Source organism: Bacillus timonensis (genome assembly GCF_000285535.1).
Taxonomy (GTDB): Bacteria; Bacillota; Bacilli; order Bacillales; family Bacillaceae_L; genus Ferdinandcohnia; species Ferdinandcohnia timonensis.
In genome coordinates this window covers 1,521,780-1,539,896 of sequence record NZ_HE610985.1, presented here as the reverse complement: position 1 = coordinate 1,539,896, position 18,117 = coordinate 1,521,780, and the positions used below count along the sequence as shown (strand labels likewise).

16 protein-coding genes and 1 tRNA gene are annotated in these 18,117 nt (G+C 37.0%); 12 read left to right on the top strand and 5 right to left on the bottom strand.

Annotated elements, in window-relative coordinates:
• Positions 1 to 22: 22 nt before the first annotated feature.
• Positions 23 to 1,042, bottom strand: a complete 1,020-nt coding sequence (locus BTHG_RS07980; RefSeq protein ID WP_010283652.1) for a YeiH family protein — start codon at positions 1,040 to 1,042, stop codon at positions 23 to 25.
• Between the two features lie 112 nt (positions 1,043 to 1,154).
• Between BTHG_RS07980 and BTHG_RS07975 the strand changes: the two genes are divergently transcribed.
• The 4 genes from BTHG_RS07975 (at position 1,155) to aac(6') (ending at position 4,404) form a co-directional block, all read left to right on the top strand.
• Positions 1,155 to 2,063, top strand: a complete 909-nt coding sequence (locus BTHG_RS07975) for a selenium metabolism-associated LysR family transcriptional regulator (RefSeq protein WP_010283651.1) — start codon at positions 1,155 to 1,157, stop codon at positions 2,061 to 2,063.
• A 148-nt stretch (positions 2,064 to 2,211) separates the two neighbouring features.
• Positions 2,212 to 3,222: a macro domain-containing protein gene (locus tag BTHG_RS07970; protein WP_010283650.1), complete on the top strand. Its 1,011-nt coding sequence runs from the start codon at positions 2,212 to 2,214 to the stop codon at positions 3,220 to 3,222.
• A gap of 82 nt (positions 3,223 to 3,304) precedes the next feature.
• Positions 3,305 to 3,943 (top strand): vWA domain-containing protein, encoded by a 639-nt coding sequence (locus tag BTHG_RS07965; RefSeq protein ID WP_010283649.1) that lies wholly within the window; start codon positions 3,305 to 3,307, stop codon positions 3,941 to 3,943.
• A gap of 23 nt (positions 3,944 to 3,966) precedes the next feature.
• Complete coding sequence (aac(6'), locus tag BTHG_RS07960; protein WP_010283648.1) at positions 3,967 to 4,404, top strand: aminoglycoside 6'-N-acetyltransferase; 438 nt, start codon at positions 3,967 to 3,969, stop codon at positions 4,402 to 4,404.
• 62 nt (positions 4,405 to 4,466) lie between these two features.
• Here aac(6') and BTHG_RS07955 read toward each other — a convergent pair whose 3' ends face one another.
• Positions 4,467 to 5,315 (bottom strand): hypothetical protein, encoded by an 849-nt coding sequence (locus BTHG_RS07955; protein WP_010283647.1) that lies wholly within the window; start codon positions 5,313 to 5,315, stop codon positions 4,467 to 4,469.
• Between the two features lie 165 nt (positions 5,316 to 5,480).
• Between BTHG_RS07955 and BTHG_RS07950 the strand changes: the two genes are divergently transcribed.
• Both BTHG_RS07950 and BTHG_RS07945 read left to right on the top strand, forming a co-directional pair.
• Positions 5,481 to 6,011 carry a DUF6241 domain-containing protein gene (locus tag BTHG_RS07950; protein ID WP_010283646.1) on the top strand — a complete coding sequence of 177 codons (531 nt, stop codon included), beginning with the start codon at positions 5,481 to 5,483 and terminating at the stop codon, positions 6,009 to 6,011.
• A gap of 273 nt (positions 6,012 to 6,284) precedes the next feature.
• Entirely contained in the window at positions 6,285 to 7,538 is a 1,254-nt protein-coding gene (locus tag BTHG_RS07945; protein WP_010283645.1) for a S8 family peptidase, read from the top strand.
• Positions 7,539 to 7,587: 49 nt separating this feature from the next.
• Here BTHG_RS07945 and BTHG_RS07940 read toward each other — a convergent pair whose 3' ends face one another.
• The gene (locus BTHG_RS07940) at positions 7,588 to 7,920 is read right to left on the bottom strand and encodes an ArsR/SmtB family transcription factor (RefSeq protein WP_010283644.1); all 333 of its coding nucleotides are present in this window, start codon (positions 7,918 to 7,920) and stop codon (positions 7,588 to 7,590) included.
• 19 nt (positions 7,921 to 7,939) lie between these two features.
• Positions 7,940 to 9,697, bottom strand: a complete 1,758-nt coding sequence (locus BTHG_RS07935; RefSeq protein WP_010283643.1) for a SulP family inorganic anion transporter — start codon at positions 9,695 to 9,697, stop codon at positions 7,940 to 7,942.
• A gap of 533 nt (positions 9,698 to 10,230) precedes the next feature.
• On the opposite strand from BTHG_RS07935, the gene BTHG_RS07930 reads away from it, so the two are divergent.
• A tRNA-Gly gene (locus BTHG_RS07930) sits at positions 10,231 to 10,304 on the top strand.
• Positions 10,305 to 10,377: 73 nt separating this feature from the next.
• Here the strand turns inward: BTHG_RS07930 and BTHG_RS07925 are convergent.
• On the bottom strand, positions 10,378 to 11,043 hold the full coding sequence (locus BTHG_RS07925; RefSeq protein WP_010283642.1) for a B3/B4 domain-containing protein: 666 nt from the start codon (positions 11,041 to 11,043) through the stop codon (positions 10,378 to 10,380).
• Positions 11,044 to 11,141: 98 nt separating this feature from the next.
• Between BTHG_RS07925 and queG the strand changes: the two genes are divergently transcribed.
• From queG to yhbH, 5 genes are all read left to right on the top strand, one after another.
• The gene (queG, locus tag BTHG_RS07920; protein ID WP_010283641.1) at positions 11,142 to 12,275 is read left to right on the top strand and encodes a tRNA epoxyqueuosine(34) reductase QueG; all 1,134 of its coding nucleotides are present in this window, start codon (positions 11,142 to 11,144) and stop codon (positions 12,273 to 12,275) included.
• 85 nt (positions 12,276 to 12,360) lie between these two features.
• Positions 12,361 to 13,245 carry an amidase domain-containing protein gene (locus BTHG_RS07915; RefSeq protein ID WP_010283640.1) on the top strand — a complete coding sequence of 295 codons (885 nt, stop codon included), beginning with the start codon at positions 12,361 to 12,363 and terminating at the stop codon, positions 13,243 to 13,245.
• A 38-nt stretch (positions 13,246 to 13,283) separates the two neighbouring features.
• A complete protein-coding gene (gene trmL, locus BTHG_RS07910; RefSeq protein WP_010283639.1) occupies positions 13,284 to 13,757 on the top strand; it encodes a tRNA (uridine(34)/cytosine(34)/5-carboxymethylaminomethyluridine(34)-2'-O)-methyltransferase TrmL in 474 nt (157 codons plus the stop codon).
• A gap of 525 nt (positions 13,758 to 14,282) precedes the next feature.
• Positions 14,283 to 16,178: a PrkA family serine protein kinase gene (locus BTHG_RS07900; protein WP_010283637.1), complete on the top strand. Its 1,896-nt coding sequence runs from the start codon at positions 14,283 to 14,285 to the stop codon at positions 16,176 to 16,178.
• A 676-nt stretch (positions 16,179 to 16,854) separates the two neighbouring features.
• The gene (gene yhbH, locus BTHG_RS07890; protein WP_010283636.1) at positions 16,855 to 18,036 is read left to right on the top strand and encodes a sporulation protein YhbH; all 1,182 of its coding nucleotides are present in this window, start codon (positions 16,855 to 16,857) and stop codon (positions 18,034 to 18,036) included.
• The last annotated feature ends 81 nt before the right edge of the window (positions 18,037 to 18,117 follow it).

Genomic DNA, 18,117 nt, shown 5'->3' with positions numbered 1-18,117 from the left:
AGTAACCTGTCCCTGTGTCCCTTTAAACTAAGAAAAAAACAATTATCGATAATGCTACGGAGGATATCGTCATTACGACAAGTGGACGTAATGCTTTATTACGTAATTCTTTTAGGCTAACATTTAGCCCGAGTCCGACCATTGCTGCGGTCAACAGCCATGTTGTTAATGTAAAGAGTCCTTCCATTACATACTCTGGTACAGGTATCGAGCGTCCAAATACGAAAGTCCCGAGTATACTAAAAATAATAAATCCTATTAAAAACCAAGGGAATTCAATCTTGGAATCAACAGTGTTTTTATTTTTGAATTTCATGACTCCGATTAGAAGAAAGCATAGCGGAATTAATAAAAAGACACGTCCTAATTTTGCTAACATCCCGATTGCTAATGCGTCTTCACCAGCAGGTGCTGTGGCAAGTGCCACATGTGCAACCTCATGAAGGGTAGTCCCTGACCATACCCCGTATTGAAGGGCGTCTAAAGGCAACAATGGGAGAAGAATGATATAAAAAATTGAAAAAACAGTTCCCATTAACGCAATAATTCCTACACTAATTGCAGTATCCTCCTCTTTTGATTTGACAATTGGAGCAACGGCCGCAATCGCTGCTGCACCACATACCCCTGTTCCAACACCTAGTAATAAAGAAATCTTTTTATCTGCTTTTAATAGTTTTGCAAGTCCCAACGTTGTTATAATGGCAAAAATGATTACACCTGCATCACGAAGTAAAAGACAAATACCATCTTCAATGACAACTGCAATATTCAATTTTAATCCATACAAAATAATCGCGGCTCGAAGTAAACGTTTTGACGAAAAGACAATTCCGTTTTTTAACTTTTCGGGATAACCAAATATTTGTCTGTACACCACAGCGATGGTAATTGCACATGCTAACTGTCCAACTTGATTAAACCCGGGTGCCAATGCTAGTAAATATCCCAAAAAAGCAATTAAAAATGTAAAAGTAATCCCCGCAATCCATGTGGTTTTCGAAGATAGAGTAGGTTGTATGCTGAATTTATTTAATTCCATTTGAAACACCTCCCAAATTTACTATAAATGGGATTGGTGTATAAGAAAAATAATTATATATAATACTCATGATAAGTAAAATGTTATAATAGGATAAAGGAGGAATATAAGGATGGACCAGCAGTTACAGGTTTTTATTACTGTAGTTGAAAATAAGAATTTTTCACGTGCAGCCGATAAGTTACATATGACTCAGCCTGCAGTAAGTCAATATATCCGTACATTTGAAGAAAATCTTGGAGTCCGGCTTCTTGACCGGACCAATAAATATGTACATGTCACCAAAGCAGGCGAAATTGTCTACCACCATGCGAAAGAAATTGTGGGTTTGTATACAAAAATGGGAAGCTTGCTTGATGACTTAACAAATCAAGTAAAAGGCCCGCTATCGATTGGGGCAAGCTATACATTTGGTGAATATGTACTCCCACATTTACTAGCAAAAATGAAAAATAAATACGCCGATATTCAGCCTACAGTGACGATTGCAAATACCGATACAATTGCTGAACTAGTGAAAAGTCATCAAATTGACATTGGGATTATTGAAGGTCAGTTAAAAAATGAAAAGCGAATCGGAATTCAAGATTTTGCTGAGGATCATATGGTGATCATTGCATCATTAAACCATCCATTGATTCAAAAAAATAGAAAAGTGACTAATAAAGACTTAGAAAATGAGACATGGGTTTTACGTGAAGAGGGCTCCGGTACTCGAGCTGCGGGGGAAAATGTTTTTAACAAACTGGGTATTTCACCAAAAAACATCATGAGCTTCGGAAGTACTCAAGCAATAAAAGAAGCAGTGGGGGCAGGCCTAGGAATTAGCATATTATCTCAACTTGCAGTTCAAAAGGAATTACAACATGGTAACCTGAAAATTATCCAACTCCTAGAACTGCCTTACAAAAGACAATTCTCATACATCACAAATTCCCCGTTCCAAACAAAAGCCCTCCAAGAATTCATCGACATCCTCCGGGATTGGGACCAGAGGGACGGTTCCTTTGGTTCCCTTTAAAGAAATCCCGCCACGTAATTAGGGATGGGCATGGTGGTAACGGTTGGTACCGTAAGAACCGTCCCCAGTTGCGCAACAAAAACCTTAGGTACCACCAGAACCGTACCTATGGTTCACCTGTAGTTCATGGGAGAAAGGAGAAGTTGGTATGCCATTAGAGATTGTTCGGAATGATATAACGAAGATGAAGGTTGATGTGGTGGTGAATGCAGCGAATGAGGGGCTTAGGATGGGGGGAGGAGTGTGTGGAGCGATTTTTCGTGCTGCAGGCGCTGAAAATCTCCAAGCCGCATGTGATGAAATTGGTAGCTGCTTGGTAGGACATGCAGTACTCACGGACGGTTTTAACCTACCGGCAAAATACATTATACATACTCCAGGCCCAGTATGGCAGGGCGGTTCAAAGAATGAAGCAAAACTATTACAATCATCCTACTTTCATTCTTTAGAGCTAGCAAAGCTCCATAACTGCGAGTCAATTGCCTTTCCACTTATTTCAACAGGAATCTATGGGTATCCAAAGGAGGAAGCCTTACAGATCGCTGTTTTAACGATTAGCTCTTTTTTAATGGAGCATGATATGCTCGTCTATCTAGTTGTTTTTGATAAAGCATCTTTTGGGGTAAGTAAGAAATTGTTTAGTTCCATTCATCAATATATTGACGAACATTATGTGGATGAAATGGAAACGACATTCAGCCCTGTCAGAAACATAGAATTTTATCACGCAGAGCCTATACAGGATTTGCATGAGGAACTGTATGATATCAAAGAGAGCAATCAGGTTCAAAAAAATTTAGCTAATCTAGTAAGCCAACTCGATGAATCATTTTCAGAAAGACTTCTTCGTTTAATAGATGAAAGAGAAATGACCGATGTAGAAACATATAAAAGAGCAAATATTGATCGTCGCTTATTTTCAAAAATCCGTAATGAAGCGGGCTACACCCCTAAAAAGAAAACAGCGATCGCTTTTGCAATTGCATTACAATTAAATGTCGATGAAACCATTCACTTATTGTCTGCTGCTGGGTACACATTGAGCCATAGCAGCAAATTTGATGTCATCATTGAATTTTTTATTAATCAAGCAAACTACAATATTCATGAAATTAATGAAGCATTATTTATGTTTGACCAACCTTTATTAGGAGCATAAAAATGTCGCTTTTAATGCGACCACTTTTATAGCAGCTCTTGTTATCCTATCTTTAAATAAAAAACAAACGGAGGATAACAAGATGAAAACAGAATTAGTGTTTATTTTGGATAAAAGTGGTTCAATGGCAGGGCTTGAAGCAGATACGATTGGTGGCTACAATTCAATGCTCAAGAAACAAAAGAAAGAAGACGGGGAAGCTTTTGTCACCACTGTTTTATTTAATCACCATTATGAACTTTTACATGATCGCATAAATGTTAAAGGAATTTCGCCAATTACAGATGAAGATTATGAGGTTAGTGGAACGACTGCATTATTAGACGCAATCGGTTTTACGATTCAAAAAATAAACAATGTCCAAAAACATACCAGGAAGGAAGAAAGAGCCGAAAAAGTTCTGTTTGTGATCACAACGGACGGAATGGAAAATGCGAGCCGTGAATTTACATCAGAAAAAATCAAAAAAATGGTGCAGTACCAAAAACAGAAATACGGCTGGGAATTTATGTTTTTAGGTGCGAATATTGATGCGGTTTCAACCGCAGCGGAATTCGGAATTGATGAGGATTTTGCGGTGGATTACCACGCCGATGAACAAGGAACGCAATTGAACTATCAAATGGTCAGTGAGGTAGTCACAAATATACGAAGTGGAAAGAAAATTGATCGAAGCTGGAAGGAAGAAATTGAACGTGACTATACCAGACGTTCGAGATAATAAGAATTGTTTAGGAGGGTCCCGTGGAAATAGTAAAAGCTACCGATAATGATATAAAAATAATTGTGAGACTTGCATTGCTATTATGGCCTGACAATGTTGAAAGTGAACTGAAAATGGAGTTCTCTGAATTAATTCAAAATAAAAATGCGGTATTCTTCTTAGCTAAAGAAGAGAGTGAAGCAATTGGTTTTGCCCAATGTCAACTACGTACGGATTACGTTGAGGGAACTGAAAGTAGTCCAGTTGGGTATCTTGAAGGAATTTTTGTAACAAAAGAGTTCAGGGGAAATGGTGTAGCTAAGCAACTATTATCCGCTTGTGAAAAGTGGGCAAAGAGTAATGGCTCTAAAGAGTTTGCAAGCGATGTTGAACTCGAAAATAATGTTAGTTTACGATTTCATTTAAATAATGGGTTTCAAGAAGCCAATCGAATTATATGTTTAACGAAAAAATTATAAAATTTCTCCTGTCCACCTATTTTTTATGGGGACAGGAGATTCTGATATTGGGATTTCTGCTTCTACCGAAGCATGGGTTTTTCTTTCCTATGTGAAAGGTCTTTGATTTTTTTATCTGCAAACCTTACAAACAGATAGCCAAGGTAGAAGGTTAGAAAGCTTAAAAAGGAATCAAGTATAGAATGCTTAGCAGATACTACGCCGACATATTTTAATACTAAATCGTATGCGATATAACAAACAACGATGAAATGAAACCAGCCATTCCTTGCTTGAACAATACATAAATAGGCAAGTAAAATTGCAAAAATTAGAGCAGTAGGCGTTGTAATGGCAGAACTACCACGATTCAATTGTTCAATCCACTCAATATGGTAGGTTCTTATTTTTAAAACAGCATGAAGCAGAAAATGAAAAGGTATAAAAATTCCATAAAATGATAGTAGTAACGTTCCAAAGTGAATCCATTTCTTTGTTAGATGATTCCACCATAACCTTGCTACAGGAAAATAAATGGTTAAACCAATAACAGTATAAAAGGGGTTCCACCAATTGGTTTTAAAAATCCCCCATTTCGTAAAAATGAGTTCAATAAGTGTGAAGAATAACGCTAACGGAATACTCCAGTACCATTTACATCTCTTAAACACAAATAATACAGCAAACGAAGGAAGTACAAGACCGTTAACCATTGCACCTAAATGGGAGTCTAACTCATTATGCAATACACCTACTTTATAAACATAAGCTTTACCCCACAGATAGATGATGTAATCGAACAAAAGGGTAGTGCCAGTGACAGTAAAATAAAGGATAAAAAGACTGCTTGACCTTATTTTTCGATATGCAATACGTAACACTATTACACCAATAGCGAATAATATAAGATAAGCCCATGCACCAAGACTCAATCAAAAATACCTCCGACTTGTTTATAGGTATTTTTACCTAATTTTATTATTCCCATACTTAACCAAACAAAAGACACCATATAACGATTTATTTTATGCTAAGATGTAAAATGGATACATCATACTAAAAAGTAAGAATTTAGTAAAAATTCTAGGGGGGGAACTATGAAAACCTGGATAATTATTTTTGTACTTTTAATTGGTGCTACAATAGGGCTCATATTTGGAGTATATAAAATGTTAGATGGCGGTGATGCACAAAAAACAGTCACTTCTTCAGAACAAGCAACCGGAAATGAGAGAGAGTCTAAAGAGCAAACTAAGAAAATTGGTGGAGTTACATATGATTTGAAATTAAGCCAATCACCAGAAGAACATGAAGTGGTTCAAGTGATGCATCATATGACCCATCAAAAGGTTAAAGCGGATAAAAAATGGGGCGCAAAGCCAATGATTCCTAAAACCATTAATGAAATTTATGACGTCATTTCAAATAGTAACTTTGCTAGAAAAGAAGACCTCTTGGCAATAGCGGAACGCTGGAAAAATGGAGATTTCAGTCGAGTGGATGACGATCATAACTATTTTTGGGACTATCAAAACGGAACCATTGGAAAAGCATATGGGTTATTGAGTGAGTCAGAAGAAAGAAGATTTATCATCAATAATTTTGGAGACGAATATTTACCAAATTAAAGGTTAGTTCAATGTGAACTTGCCTTTTTTTTGAATTAGTCCTATTTACCCTGACTTTTCTACAATAAAAAGCGTTCTTTTGAATCAATAAAGATTGGAGAATTTCCGTTATAATCAAAGTGCAGAAAATTGAAAAAAGGGGTGGTGATCTTACTAAGCATTAAGATGTTTTTTCCTGCCAATCTCTCTTCTAACATTTTCAGTCTATTTTTAATAAGGATTATCGAAACTGACTCCATTCATTATCTACATAAATAGAAATGAGGGATGTTTTTGAAATCAATTTCAAAGATTGTATCAGTTTTCCTTATTGCATCCATGTTTTACTCTCTTTTAGCAATTGGAGTGTTTGCTGCTCCAGAACAGGGTTCATCCTCAGACCAAGATCTACGCGTATTAATTCAACCACTAAATAAAAACGACAAATCAAGTCTAAAGTCCGCATATGGTGCACGATGGGATTTTGAATCCAAAGGTTTTTCAACAACGGTTAATGTAAAGCAGTACAAAGCCTTATTAAAAAACAAAAATGTAAAGATAGAGCTTGTTGATCAAGTTTCAATTGCTGCAAAACCAAAAGCGGGTGGAGAAGCAGTTCCTTCCGACCGCACCCCATGGGGGATCGAAGCAATTTATAATGATCCGTTTATCTCCGCGACGGATGGTGGAGACAATATTAGAGTAGCGGTATTGGATACGGGTACAAATATTAATCACCCTGACTTACAAGCGAATGTTGAACAATGTAAAGACTTTAGTCAAAACAAATCCCCAATCATTAATGGATCATGTACTGATAAGAATGGTCACGGAACACATGTAGCGGGAACTGTATTAGCAAATGGTGGAAATGGAAATGGTATTTATGGGGTTGCACCGGATGCAAAATTATGGGCATATCGTGTACTAGGAAACAGTGGTTTCGGCTATTCTGATGATATAGCTGCAGCTATCCGTCATGCAGCAGACGAAGGTAAGAAAAACGGAGTGAAAGTCGTAATCTCAATGTCATTAGGTTCAAGTTCAAAGGATTCTTTAATTGCGGATGCTGTAACATATGCCGTTAATAACGGGGCTTTAGTAGTCGCAGCTGCAGGAAATGAGGGCCCAGCACCTAACACGATTGGATTCCCAGGTGGGCTTAATGATGCGATTGCAGTAGCTGCATTAGAGAACGTGTTGCAGAATGGTTCATATCGAATTGCTGACTTTTCTTCTAGAGGCAATCCATCAACTGCTGGTGATTTTGTGATTGGAGAAAGAGATGTAGAATTATCAGCACCTGGACGCGCAATTGAATCAACTTGGAGTGACGGTACGTACAACACAATCAGCGGTACATCAATGGCAACACCTCATATTTCAGGTTTAGCAGCAAAAATTTGGGCAGAAAATCCAAATATGACAAATCAACAACTAAGAGCTGAACTACAAAATCGGGCAAAGAGTAATGATATTACAACTGGACAATATGCTGGAATTGGTGATGACATTGCTTCAGGATTTGGCTTCCCACTAGTGAAGTAAACAAAAAACACGGCTAAAAATGGTTGCAACTGTTTTAGCCGTTTTTCTATTAGTTGTCCTCTTCCCCAAATTTATCAAGAAGAGATATCGTATCAACAAGATGGTTATTAAAAATTTGTTTTGCCACAGAAAGAAGCTCAACAATCATTGGATCTCTTAGTGAGTAGATGACACGATTGCCATCTTTCGTTCCATACACAATATTTTTTGCGCGTAGTACAGTTAGTTGCTGGGACACGGCTGATCCTTCACTTCCGATAAGAGTTTGAATTTCATTCACATTTTTATCTCCTTCGGCAAGTAGCTCCAGGATACGAATTCGCAGCGGGTGTGCGAGAGCTTTAAAAAAATCAGCCTTGAATTGTTGCATTTCTAGATTCACTGTCTTACCTCACTTCCTGTTAACTTAAGGATACACTTTTCCTTTTAACTACATTTTTCTCGACTCCTGATAGAGCCTGACATTCTTTAAATACAAAATGTCTGCAACCTAAACATTTATTGTGATGAATCTGTGTTAGTGCATAATCAATGGCATCGCCAGTATGCTCAAAGAAATGCTCTTCCCCAATTTGTTCATATAATCCCGTTTTTTGAAGTACGCTTTTAGGCTGTGGTTTAATTCCTGAGATTAAAATAATACCTTGCTTAGAAAAATCCTTAACAATGCTAGCCAGTCGTGCCTCTCCTGTTGTATCCATAAAAGGGACCTTGCCTAGCCGTAGGAGTAAAACGTTAGGTTTGTAATTGATTGAGTTCATAATCTGTTGTTCAAAAGCCTGTGCAGCTCCAAAAAATAAAGGTCCTTCAACATTATAAATACTAATTTGTGGACAATCATGAGAATCTGTTACAACCCGACTATCTACTTTTTCGTGCTTCGAATCCGGGTTGGGTAACGCTTTTTCTGTTACTATTATATCACTCATTCGTTTTGTAAAAAGGACAACTGCTAAAATCAGACCAACCTCGACTGCGACAGTTAAATTCATAAATACTGTAAGTAAAAAGGTGACAACCAATACAAGGGAGTCTTCCGTTTTTGTTTTTAAAACATGATAAAAAACACGACGCTCACTCATATTCCAAGCAACCAACATAATAATCGGCGCCATACTAGCTAATGGAATTTTTGACGCATAAGGAGCGAACAAAAGTAAGACGAGAAGAACAACGACGCCATGTATGACACCAGAAAAAGGTGAAACGGCACCAGTCTTAATATTGGTTGCTGTTCTTGCGATTGCACCTGTTGCAGTAATACCACCAAACAAAGGAGTTACCATATTTGCAAGTCCTTGACCGACCAATTCACGGTTACTATTATGCTTGCTGTTTGTCATTCCGTCGGCTACAACCGCAGATAAAAGAGATTCAATCGCTCCTAACATCGCAATTACAAATGCCGGTTGTATGAGTTGTTTGATTCGTTCGAACGTTATATCAGGAAATTGAAAACTTGGTAGTTTACTAGGAATGTCACCAAATGTTGAACCGATTGTAGCAACGTGAGTCGGGAAAAAAATTGTTGCAATACCTGTTGAAATAAGTAAAGCAATTAATGACCCAGGTATTTTTGGAAAGAACTTTGGTGTTAATAAAAGTACGACTAAACAAATAGAAGCTGTTAATATGCTATAAACATTAATTTCTCTAATATGTAGAATAATTTCTCTCATATTATCCAAAAACAATTCGTGCTTTTCAATTTTATCGAGTCCAAGAAAATTTGGTACTTGCCCCACAAAAATAATAATCGCTATACCGGATGTAAAACCGATTGTTACGGGACGAGGGATAAATTTAATTAATGATCCCAGTTTGAAAATTCCCATTAAGAACAGAATAATCCCTGCCATAAAACCTGCAATTAATAGATTTTCAAATCCATAGGTTGCTACAACCCCAAATAGTATCGGAATAAACGCACCAGTTGGCCCACCGATTTGATACTTTGAGCCTCCAAAGAGTGAAATAAGAATCCCTGCAATAATGGTTGTATAGATCCCATATTCAGGTTTTACACCTGATGCAATCGCAAACGCCATTCCTAGAGGAATCGCAATAATACCAACAACGACACCAGAAATTAGATCCTTTTGAAAAGATTGAAACGAATACCCTTTATATCTCCCTGAAAAAGCCCATTTTTGTAGCATGTTTATCCTTCCTTTTGAATAATAGAATATCTGATTATTTGAATATACATATATAGAAATCTACTCCTATTATTCTATAAAGTCAAAATAATTTTTGGAAAAATAAAAAGGACTGCCAGTGAATTCGACAATCCGAAAAAGATATTATTATCCCTATAAAGTTTAAATCTGACTTGTTTCCCCCAAACCACTTAATCACTGTAAAAAAATATTTTAATTACTATTGCAATATAATTTTAATATGTATATAATAACTCAAGTAGTCAGTTGATAAAAAACTTCGACAAAAAGTAACAAAACATCTTGCATTGCATTTACAAACTTGTTATAATGTTCACATAATTCATTAACAAACTTAATATTCTTTTTAATATGCGGGTGTAGTTTAATGGTAAAACCTCAGCCACGAGCAAAGCATCTGTGAAATAGCTACGAGTTGCCTCGACGGATTCACATCATGAACGAGCTGGCAGAGGAAGAGGCATGTAAGGCCTATAATCGTATTACAAACTTTATGAACTTAATATTTCTGTGCGGGTGTAGTTTAATGGTAAAACCTCAGCCTTCCAAGCTGATGTCGTGAGTTCGATTCTCATCACCCGCTCCATACATATATAACGCAGTGTTTCGTTTCTCAGATAAACGAAGTGTTGCGTTTTTTCCTTTTAGTAAGCTTTTTATTACAAAACTAGAAATGACTCCGCTGATCCCCCGTGTACTTGCGTAAACATAGAAGCGAGGGATTTCATTAATTTCTCACAGCTTTCATTTCCAAGAGATGGTTTCAAATACGCAATTTGAAGTGCATAGTTCGTTTCAACTGTAACAGCTGTTCTCTCGGAATCCACATAAGGACTACCAAATGCTCCAGTTTCATCACTCGATAAAATTTTATCTTGCATTGAAATTAATCTTCCGTTTATCCCTTGGTATTCATCATCGGTTTGTCCGACTCGAAATTCAATATTCCCGTCAAGTTTATCTGCGTCATAAATCCCCATCGGAATCTCATATTGCATTGAAAAGAAATTAGTAAGGTCAACAGCAGAATGAATGGAATTCAAAAAGTTTTGCTTTTGTATCCGACGAAAGATTGATTCAACGGAAGGACGATAGCGATTAGGATCTGTTCCAACTAGTTTGAAAATCCTTCTCCATTCTGCTATCCCTTCAACATCTGTCACAGATTTATCCTCTAAGTCAAAAAAGAGCGATTCTTGAAAGGTATGTAGTCTACCACGTATCATTTGTGGAGATTCTCCAACTTCGATATCATCGTATCGAATGATTCCTACTTTAAAATCGGGAACAAGTTCCTTTAAATGTGACGAAATCCTAATTTCCATCATTTATCCCTCCAAAATTTATTGTAAATAGTGTACCATAAATCCTAGCGCTTCTATCAATAGGACGGTCTCATTTTATACGAAAGGAGGATTCTAAATTGGACATACAGCAGTTTCAACAAGAAATTGTTGAATATAGTAAAACAATTGGAATCGATAAGATTGGTTTTGCGAGTGCTTCGCCATTCGAAGAACTAAAGTCGCGATTATTACGACAACAGGAATTAGGTTATCAATCAGGTTTTGAGCCGAAGGATATTGAAAAAAGAACAAATCCAGAGCTTCTTTTACCTGGTGCTAAATCAATTATTGCGATTGCTCTGGCCTATCCTGCAAAGCTAAAGGATGCACCGAGAAGTACACGTAGTGAACGTCGTGGTATGTTTGCACGGGCATCTTGGGGAGAAGATTACCATCATGTTTTAAGGAATCGACTACAAAGGCTGGAATCGTTTATTTTAGAAAAATTACCTGATGCCAAGATCCAATCAATGGTTGATACAGGAGAGCTATCTGACCGTGCGGTAGCAGAAAGAGCTGGAATCGGATGGAGCGGAAAAAATTGTGCAATCATAACACCTGAGTTCGGTTCCTATGTCTATTTAGGGGAAATGATAACGAATATCCCATTTATTCCTGACACACCCATTGAGGATCAATGTGGCTCCTGTAGAGCTTGTCTGGATGCATGTCCAACTGGGGCCTTGGTACAAGGCGGACAAATTAACGCGGGGCGATGTGTGAGCTTCTTAACACAAACGAAGGACTTTTTACCGGAAGAGTTTCGTACGAAAATTGGAAATAGACTTTATGGTTGTGATTCCTGTCAAACGGCTTGTCCGAAAAATAAAGGCATTGACTTTCACTTCCATAAAGAAATGGAGCCAAACCCAGAGGTTGTTAAGCCATTGTTAAAACCGATTTTATCGATTAGCAATCGTGAATTTAAAGAAACCTTTGGTTCATTATCAGGGTCTTGGAGGGGAAAAAAGCCAATCCAACGAAATGCGATCCTTGCACTTGCCCATTTCAAGGATAGGGGTGCAATTCCTGAGTTAACAAAAGTACTAAAAGAGGACCCAAGGCCAGTTCTACGGGGAACTGCAGCATGGGCACTTGGGAAAATTGGTGATGAAAGTGCTATTGAGATTTTAAAAGAAGCAAGTATGAAAGAAAAGGATGAACAAGTTTTACAAGAAATTGAAAAAGGATTAAATATGTTAGCCAATTAAAAAGGATGCGATAGCATCCTTTTTAAATATTTTATCAGCAACTTTCATATTGTGTAATATCACAGCTTGAAGGTGGTGTTGGTTGATGAAGTCGACTTTAACTAAAGTACTTGAGGCAAAAGCACAATTATTAGTGGGAAACAGTAGAGGTGAATCTTCAGTTAGATTGCCTGATAAAGACCTTGAGTTCATACAACGGAAAAAAGAGCTAATGAAAAAACGTTCAGCGGAGATTGTTAAATGTAACACAAATGGACAAATCATCAGTAAAAACGAAGTGGAAGGAAAAACACATCTCAACTATCTCGTTCATTTTCAATATTTAATTCGTCAAAATAAAAATCTTTATGTAGAAGAGCATTGTGAAGAAAGAAAAGCAGTATTTACATTGAATAAGCTGATATATGATGAAGAGGTTCAGAAGCAAGTCGATTCTTTTAATGAACCTATTGAACGTGAAATTGGTGAGGAGACGAACCGAAATTTTAAATATAACCGACTTGCTGCTGTTCAATATGCTGAACGTTGGTGGAATGACTACAACCCCAAATATAAAAAATTTACAGATAACTGTACGAACTTTATTTCGCAATGCCTTCACGCGGGAGGAGCTCCCATGCATGGGTACCCTAATCGTGGGAATGGTTGGTGGATGCAAAATAATAATTGGAGCTATAGCTGGTCTGTGGCAAATGCATTGAGATTATATTTAAGTAATTCAAAAAAAGGTCTACAGGCAAGAGAAGTATCATCACCGAGGGAGCTTTTATTGGGAGATTTGATTTGCTATGACTTTGAAGGAGACGGTCGGTTTAATCACAACACGATTGTCGTAGCAAAGGATATAGCAGGTTATCCTCTTGTCAACGCCCAGACGCAAAACAGTCGAATGAGATATTGGTCGTATTATGATTCAACGGCTTATACGCCGAATATTAAGTATAAGTTTTTTCACATTATCAATAACTGAAATTTTTTTTGGTATAATAGCGATTGAGGTGAAAGAAAGTGGGATTACATGTCGTATTATACCAACCAGAACTCCCTGCGAATACAGGGAATATCGCACGTACATGTGCAGCAACGGACACAACCTTACATTTGATTCGGCCACTTGGCTTTTCAACAGATGATAAAATGCTCAAACGTGCAGGATTAGATTATTGGGAATTTGTAAAGATTCATTCTTATGGTTCCATACAGGATCTTTTTGATAAATATCAGGATGGAGAATTTTATCTAATTACGAATTACGGAAAAAGAACATATTCATCCGCGGATTTTCGCGATTTAAGAAAGGATCATTTCTTGATATTTGGAAGTGAAACAACAGGGCTACCGATGGATTTGATTGAAAATAACATAGATCGTACTTTTCGTCTCCCGATGACAGAAAATGTAGGCTCTTTAAACCTTTCGAATACTGCAGCAATCCTTGTATACGAGGCATTAAGACAACAAAATTACCCTGAACTTACGTAAAATAAAAATGACCTTTATCCGTCTTGGTAAAGGTCATTTTTATTATTATTTTTTGTTTACGCTTGGCTTATCTTCGTAACCACCAGTAAAGATAGCTGTTAAAAATGTAACAATTACACCTAAAATTAGGATTAATTTCATGTGCTTTTCCTCCTTTATGTATGAAGTTCAAAAAAGTATTGAACTATCAAATATACTTCCTAAAAACACATCTACGTGTATTATAACCCAATTTCATTTTTGTGTGAATGTTATCTATGGACAAATTGTAAACATTTTCGAACCTTTTAAAAACTAGGCACATAGATTAGAGGTAACCCTTGAAACATCGTATACCTTTAGTTTTTCTAAAAGTAAATAAATTATTTTTTAATTTTGTCCAATCTAGAAAACTAAGGGGATTATTCTTACAATTCAGAATAGGACATGTTGAAATTTGTAAGATTAAAGCATGTTAAAGGACATCCTCGCATACATTTTAGTAAACCGTGTAAGTGACATCAAAAGATGGAGGAGGCCCCTAATTTGGATATCTTAAAAAAGATAGAACAGTTTCGTGAAGAGGAACAACGTTTGAAGTGGGAAGGAACCTTCGCTGATTATTTGGAAATATTAAAGGAAAAGCCATGGGTTGCTCAGTCTGCTCATTCCAGAGTTTATAATATGATTAAGGACGCAGGAATTGAAGAGGAAAATGGTAAACGCACTTATAAATTCTTCGACCACCAACTATTTGGTCTAGAAGAAGCACTTGAGCGACTAGTTGAAGAATATTTTCATCCAGCAGCAAAACGACTAGATGTTCGTAAGCGAATCTTATTATTAATGGGCCCTGTAAGCGGCGGGAAATCAACATTGGTTTCCATGTTAAAAAGAGGATTGGAAACATACTCACATACCGAACGCGGTGCAGTTTATGCAATTAAAGGCTGTCCAATGCATGAAGATCCATTGCACCTCATACCACATCACCTAAGAGAAGATTTTTTCGATGAGTATGGGGTACGTATTGAAGGCAATCTGTCCCCGTTAAATATGATGAGACTACAGGAAGAATACGGTGGTCGAATTGAGGATGTTAGAGTAGAACGTATTTTCTTATCCGAAGATAAGCGTGTAGGAATTGGAACATTTAGTCCATCAGATCCAAAATCTCAAGACATCGCAGATTTAACGGGAAGTATTGATTTTTCAACAATTGCTGAATTTGGTTCAGAATCAGACCCACGAGCCTACCGTTTCGATGGAGAATTAAACAAGGCAAACCGTGGGATGATGGAGTTTCAGGAGATGTTAAAGTGTGATGAAAAATTCCTGTGGCATTTACTATCTTTGACGCAAGAGGGGAATTTTAAAGCAGGAAGATTTGCACTAATTTCAGCCGATGAGCTTATTGTCGCTCACACGAACGAAACAGAGTATCGTTCGTTTATTTCAAATAAGAAAAATGAGGCATTGCATTCACGTATTATTGTTATGCCTGTACCATATAATTTACGAGTCTCTGAAGAAGAACGTATTTATGAAAAGATGATTAAAGAAAGTGATGTCCGAGATGTTCATATTGCACCACATACCTTCAGAGTGGCGGCAATGTTTACTATTTTAACAAGACTAAAAGCACCTAAAAAAGGTGATGTCGATATTATTAAAAAAATGAGATTGTATGATGGTGAAAGTGTGGAAGGGTTCAATGCAGTTGATGTAGAGGAGCTTAAAAAAGAATATCAAGATGAGGGTATGAGTGGAATTGATCCGCGTTATGTAATTAACCGGATTTCATCCACAATTATTCGAAAAGAAATCCCATCTATCAATGCATTGGATGTATTACGTTCATTAAAGGATGGACTCGAGCATCATCCATCAATTTCGAATGAAGATCGTGAGCGTTATCTGAATTTTATTTCCATTGCTAGACGTGAATATGATGAAATTGCGAAAAAAGAAGTCCAAAAAGCGTTTGTTTATTCATACGAAGAGTCTGCGAAGACATTAATGGATAACTATTTAGATAATGTTGAAGCATACTGCAATAAAAACAAACTTCGCGATCCGCTAACTGGCGAGGAAATGAATCCAGATGAAAAGCTTATGCGTTCGATTGAGGAGCAAATTGGTATCTCTGAAAATGCGAAGAAAGCATTTAGAGAAGAAATCCTCATTCGCATTTCAGCTTATGCACGAAAAGGAAAAAGATTTGATTACAATTCACATGAGCGTCTACGTGAAGCAATCCAGAAGAAGCTGTTTGCTGACCTTAAAGACGTCGTGAAAATCACAACTTCTACAAAAACACCAGATGAACAACAACTGAAAAAGGTTAATGAAGTTGTCGCAAGATTAATTGATGAGCATGGCTACAATTCAACATCAGCCAATGAACTGCTGCGTTATGTTGGAAGCTTATTGAATCGATAATAAAATGAAAAGAGGGGTTAGGCCAATAGGGTGGTCTAATCCCTTATTTTTCAAATAAGGCACGGAGTATCGTTCTACCCTTCATCGAGTTTATGAAGAGGATTTCGGGCAGGAAATTCATCGGTATTTCTCTTCATCGAGTTTATGAAGAGGATTGCAGGCGGGAAAAGCATCTGTTTTCCCCTTCATCGCAGGTATGAAGAGGATTGCAGGCGGGAAAAGCATCGGTTTTCCCTTTCATCGCAAATCTGAAGAGGATTTCGAGCAAGTAATCCATCGGTAATCCCCTTCACCGTGCTAACGAGTTTATGTAGCAGGCATTCGATCTTTTCAAGGAAGATGTACAATAACTTGTCCATTTATAGAAAAACGTTGGTGCACTATTTAAATAGCATACAGGTAGAACTTGTCTATTTTTGAGACATAATGCCTAATTTGCGAAATTTTTTGTCAATAATACGATTGTTTTGCATAGTATAGAGTAATCTACTATTGGTTTATTTGTGGTTGCCAAGTAGTAAGAAGTTGGTCTCTTTTTTATTTCCAAACAGGTATAGTTTAGTAAAGTTCTTACGTTCAACGAAATACTTTCGCAAACCGTCAAGATAATGTATGAAGGTCAGAGTAAAAATGTGAATAGTTCATAAAAAAAATTAAAATTGGGAGGGGAAAAATTATGTCAAAAGGTAACTCAAAGAGTTTTGTTATTTCCCAAGAAGATTGGTCCCTCCATCGCAAAGGCCATGATGATCAAACAAGACACCAAGAAAAAGTACAGGATGCAATTAAAAATAATTTACCTGATTTGATAACAGAAGAAAGTATAATCATGTCAAACGGAAAAGATGTTGTTAAAATCCCAATTCGATCATTAGATGAATATAAAATTCGTTATAACTATGACAAAAATAAACATGTTGGCCAAGGAGATGGAGATAGCCAAGTTGGAGACGTTATTGCAAGAGATGGCTCAGGACAAAGCGGAGGGAAAGCAGGCCCTGGAAAAGGGCAAGGTGCAGGTGATAAGGCCGGTGAAGATTATTATGAAGCTGAAGTTTCTCTAATGGAACTTGAAGAAGCGTTATTTAAAGAATTAGAGCTCCCAAATCTAAAGCGGAAAGAACAAGATCAAAATATTGTGGAAAACATTGAATTTAACGATATCCGCCGTACAGGGTTAATGGGGAATATTGATAAGAAACGGACAATGATGTCTGCCTACAAACGGAATGCAATGGCTGGTAAGCCTAGCTTCCATCCAATTTATCGTGAGGATTTGAAGTTTAAAACATGGAATGAGATTGTAAAACCAGACTCAAAAGCTGTCGTGCTTGCAATGATGGATACGAGTGGATCGATGGGGATATGGGAGAAGTATATGGCAAGAAGCTTTTTCTTCTGGATGACTCGATTCTTACGCACGAAATACGAAACGGTGGAAATTGAATTTATTGCGCACCACACGGAAGCGAAGGTTGTATCCGAAGAGGATTTCTTTTCAAAAGGAGAGAGTGGAGGTACAATTTGTTCTTCCGTATATCGGAAAGCATTAGAGATTATTGATGATAAATATCCTGCAACACGCTATAATATTTACCCATTCCATTTCTCTGATGGAGACAATCTAACCTCTGATAATGCGAGATGTGTAAAATTAGTTAACGAGTTAATGAGTGTATCAAACATGTTTGGTTATGGTGAGGTAAACCAGTATAACCGACATAGTACGCTCATGTCAGCCTATAAAAACATTGAGGATGACCGATTTAAGTATTATATTTTAAAACAAAAAGCAGATGTATTCCATGCCATGAAGAGCTTCTTTAAGAAGGATGAAGAGAATAAGATGTACGCCTAAAAAAGAGAGGGGAGACCCTTTCTTTTCTATGAAAAGTCATGGATGAATTTATATTTTAATAGAATCTTAATTCTTTATTCA

Excerpts from the sequence above, each read along its gene's own strand:
- BTHG_RS07980 (WP_010283652.1), bottom strand. The coding sequence starts at position 1,042 with ATGGAATTAAATAAATTCAGCATACAACCTACTCTATCTTCGAAAACC.
- BTHG_RS07975 (WP_010283651.1), top strand. The coding sequence starts at position 1,155 with ATGGACCAGCAGTTACAGGTTTTTATTACTGTAGTTGAAAATAAGAAT.
- BTHG_RS07970 (WP_010283650.1), top strand. The coding sequence starts at position 2,212 with ATGCCATTAGAGATTGTTCGGAATGATATAACGAAGATGAAGGTTGAT.
- BTHG_RS07965 (WP_010283649.1), top strand. The coding sequence starts at position 3,305 with ATGAAAACAGAATTAGTGTTTATTTTGGATAAAAGTGGTTCAATGGCA.
- BTHG_RS07950 (WP_010283646.1), top strand. The coding sequence starts at position 5,481 with ATGAAAACCTGGATAATTATTTTTGTACTTTTAATTGGTGCTACAATA.
- BTHG_RS07935 (WP_010283643.1), bottom strand. The coding sequence starts at position 9,697 with ATGCTACAAAAATGGGCTTTTTCAGGGAGATATAAAGGGTATTCGTTT.
- BTHG_RS07925 (WP_010283642.1), bottom strand. The coding sequence starts at position 11,043 with ATGGAAATTAGGATTTCGTCACATTTAAAGGAACTTGTTCCCGATTTT.
- BTHG_RS07915 (WP_010283640.1), top strand. The coding sequence starts at position 12,361 with ATGAAGTCGACTTTAACTAAAGTACTTGAGGCAAAAGCACAATTATTA.
- yhbH (WP_010283636.1), top strand. The coding sequence starts at position 16,855 with ATGTCAAAAGGTAACTCAAAGAGTTTTGTTATTTCCCAAGAAGATTGG.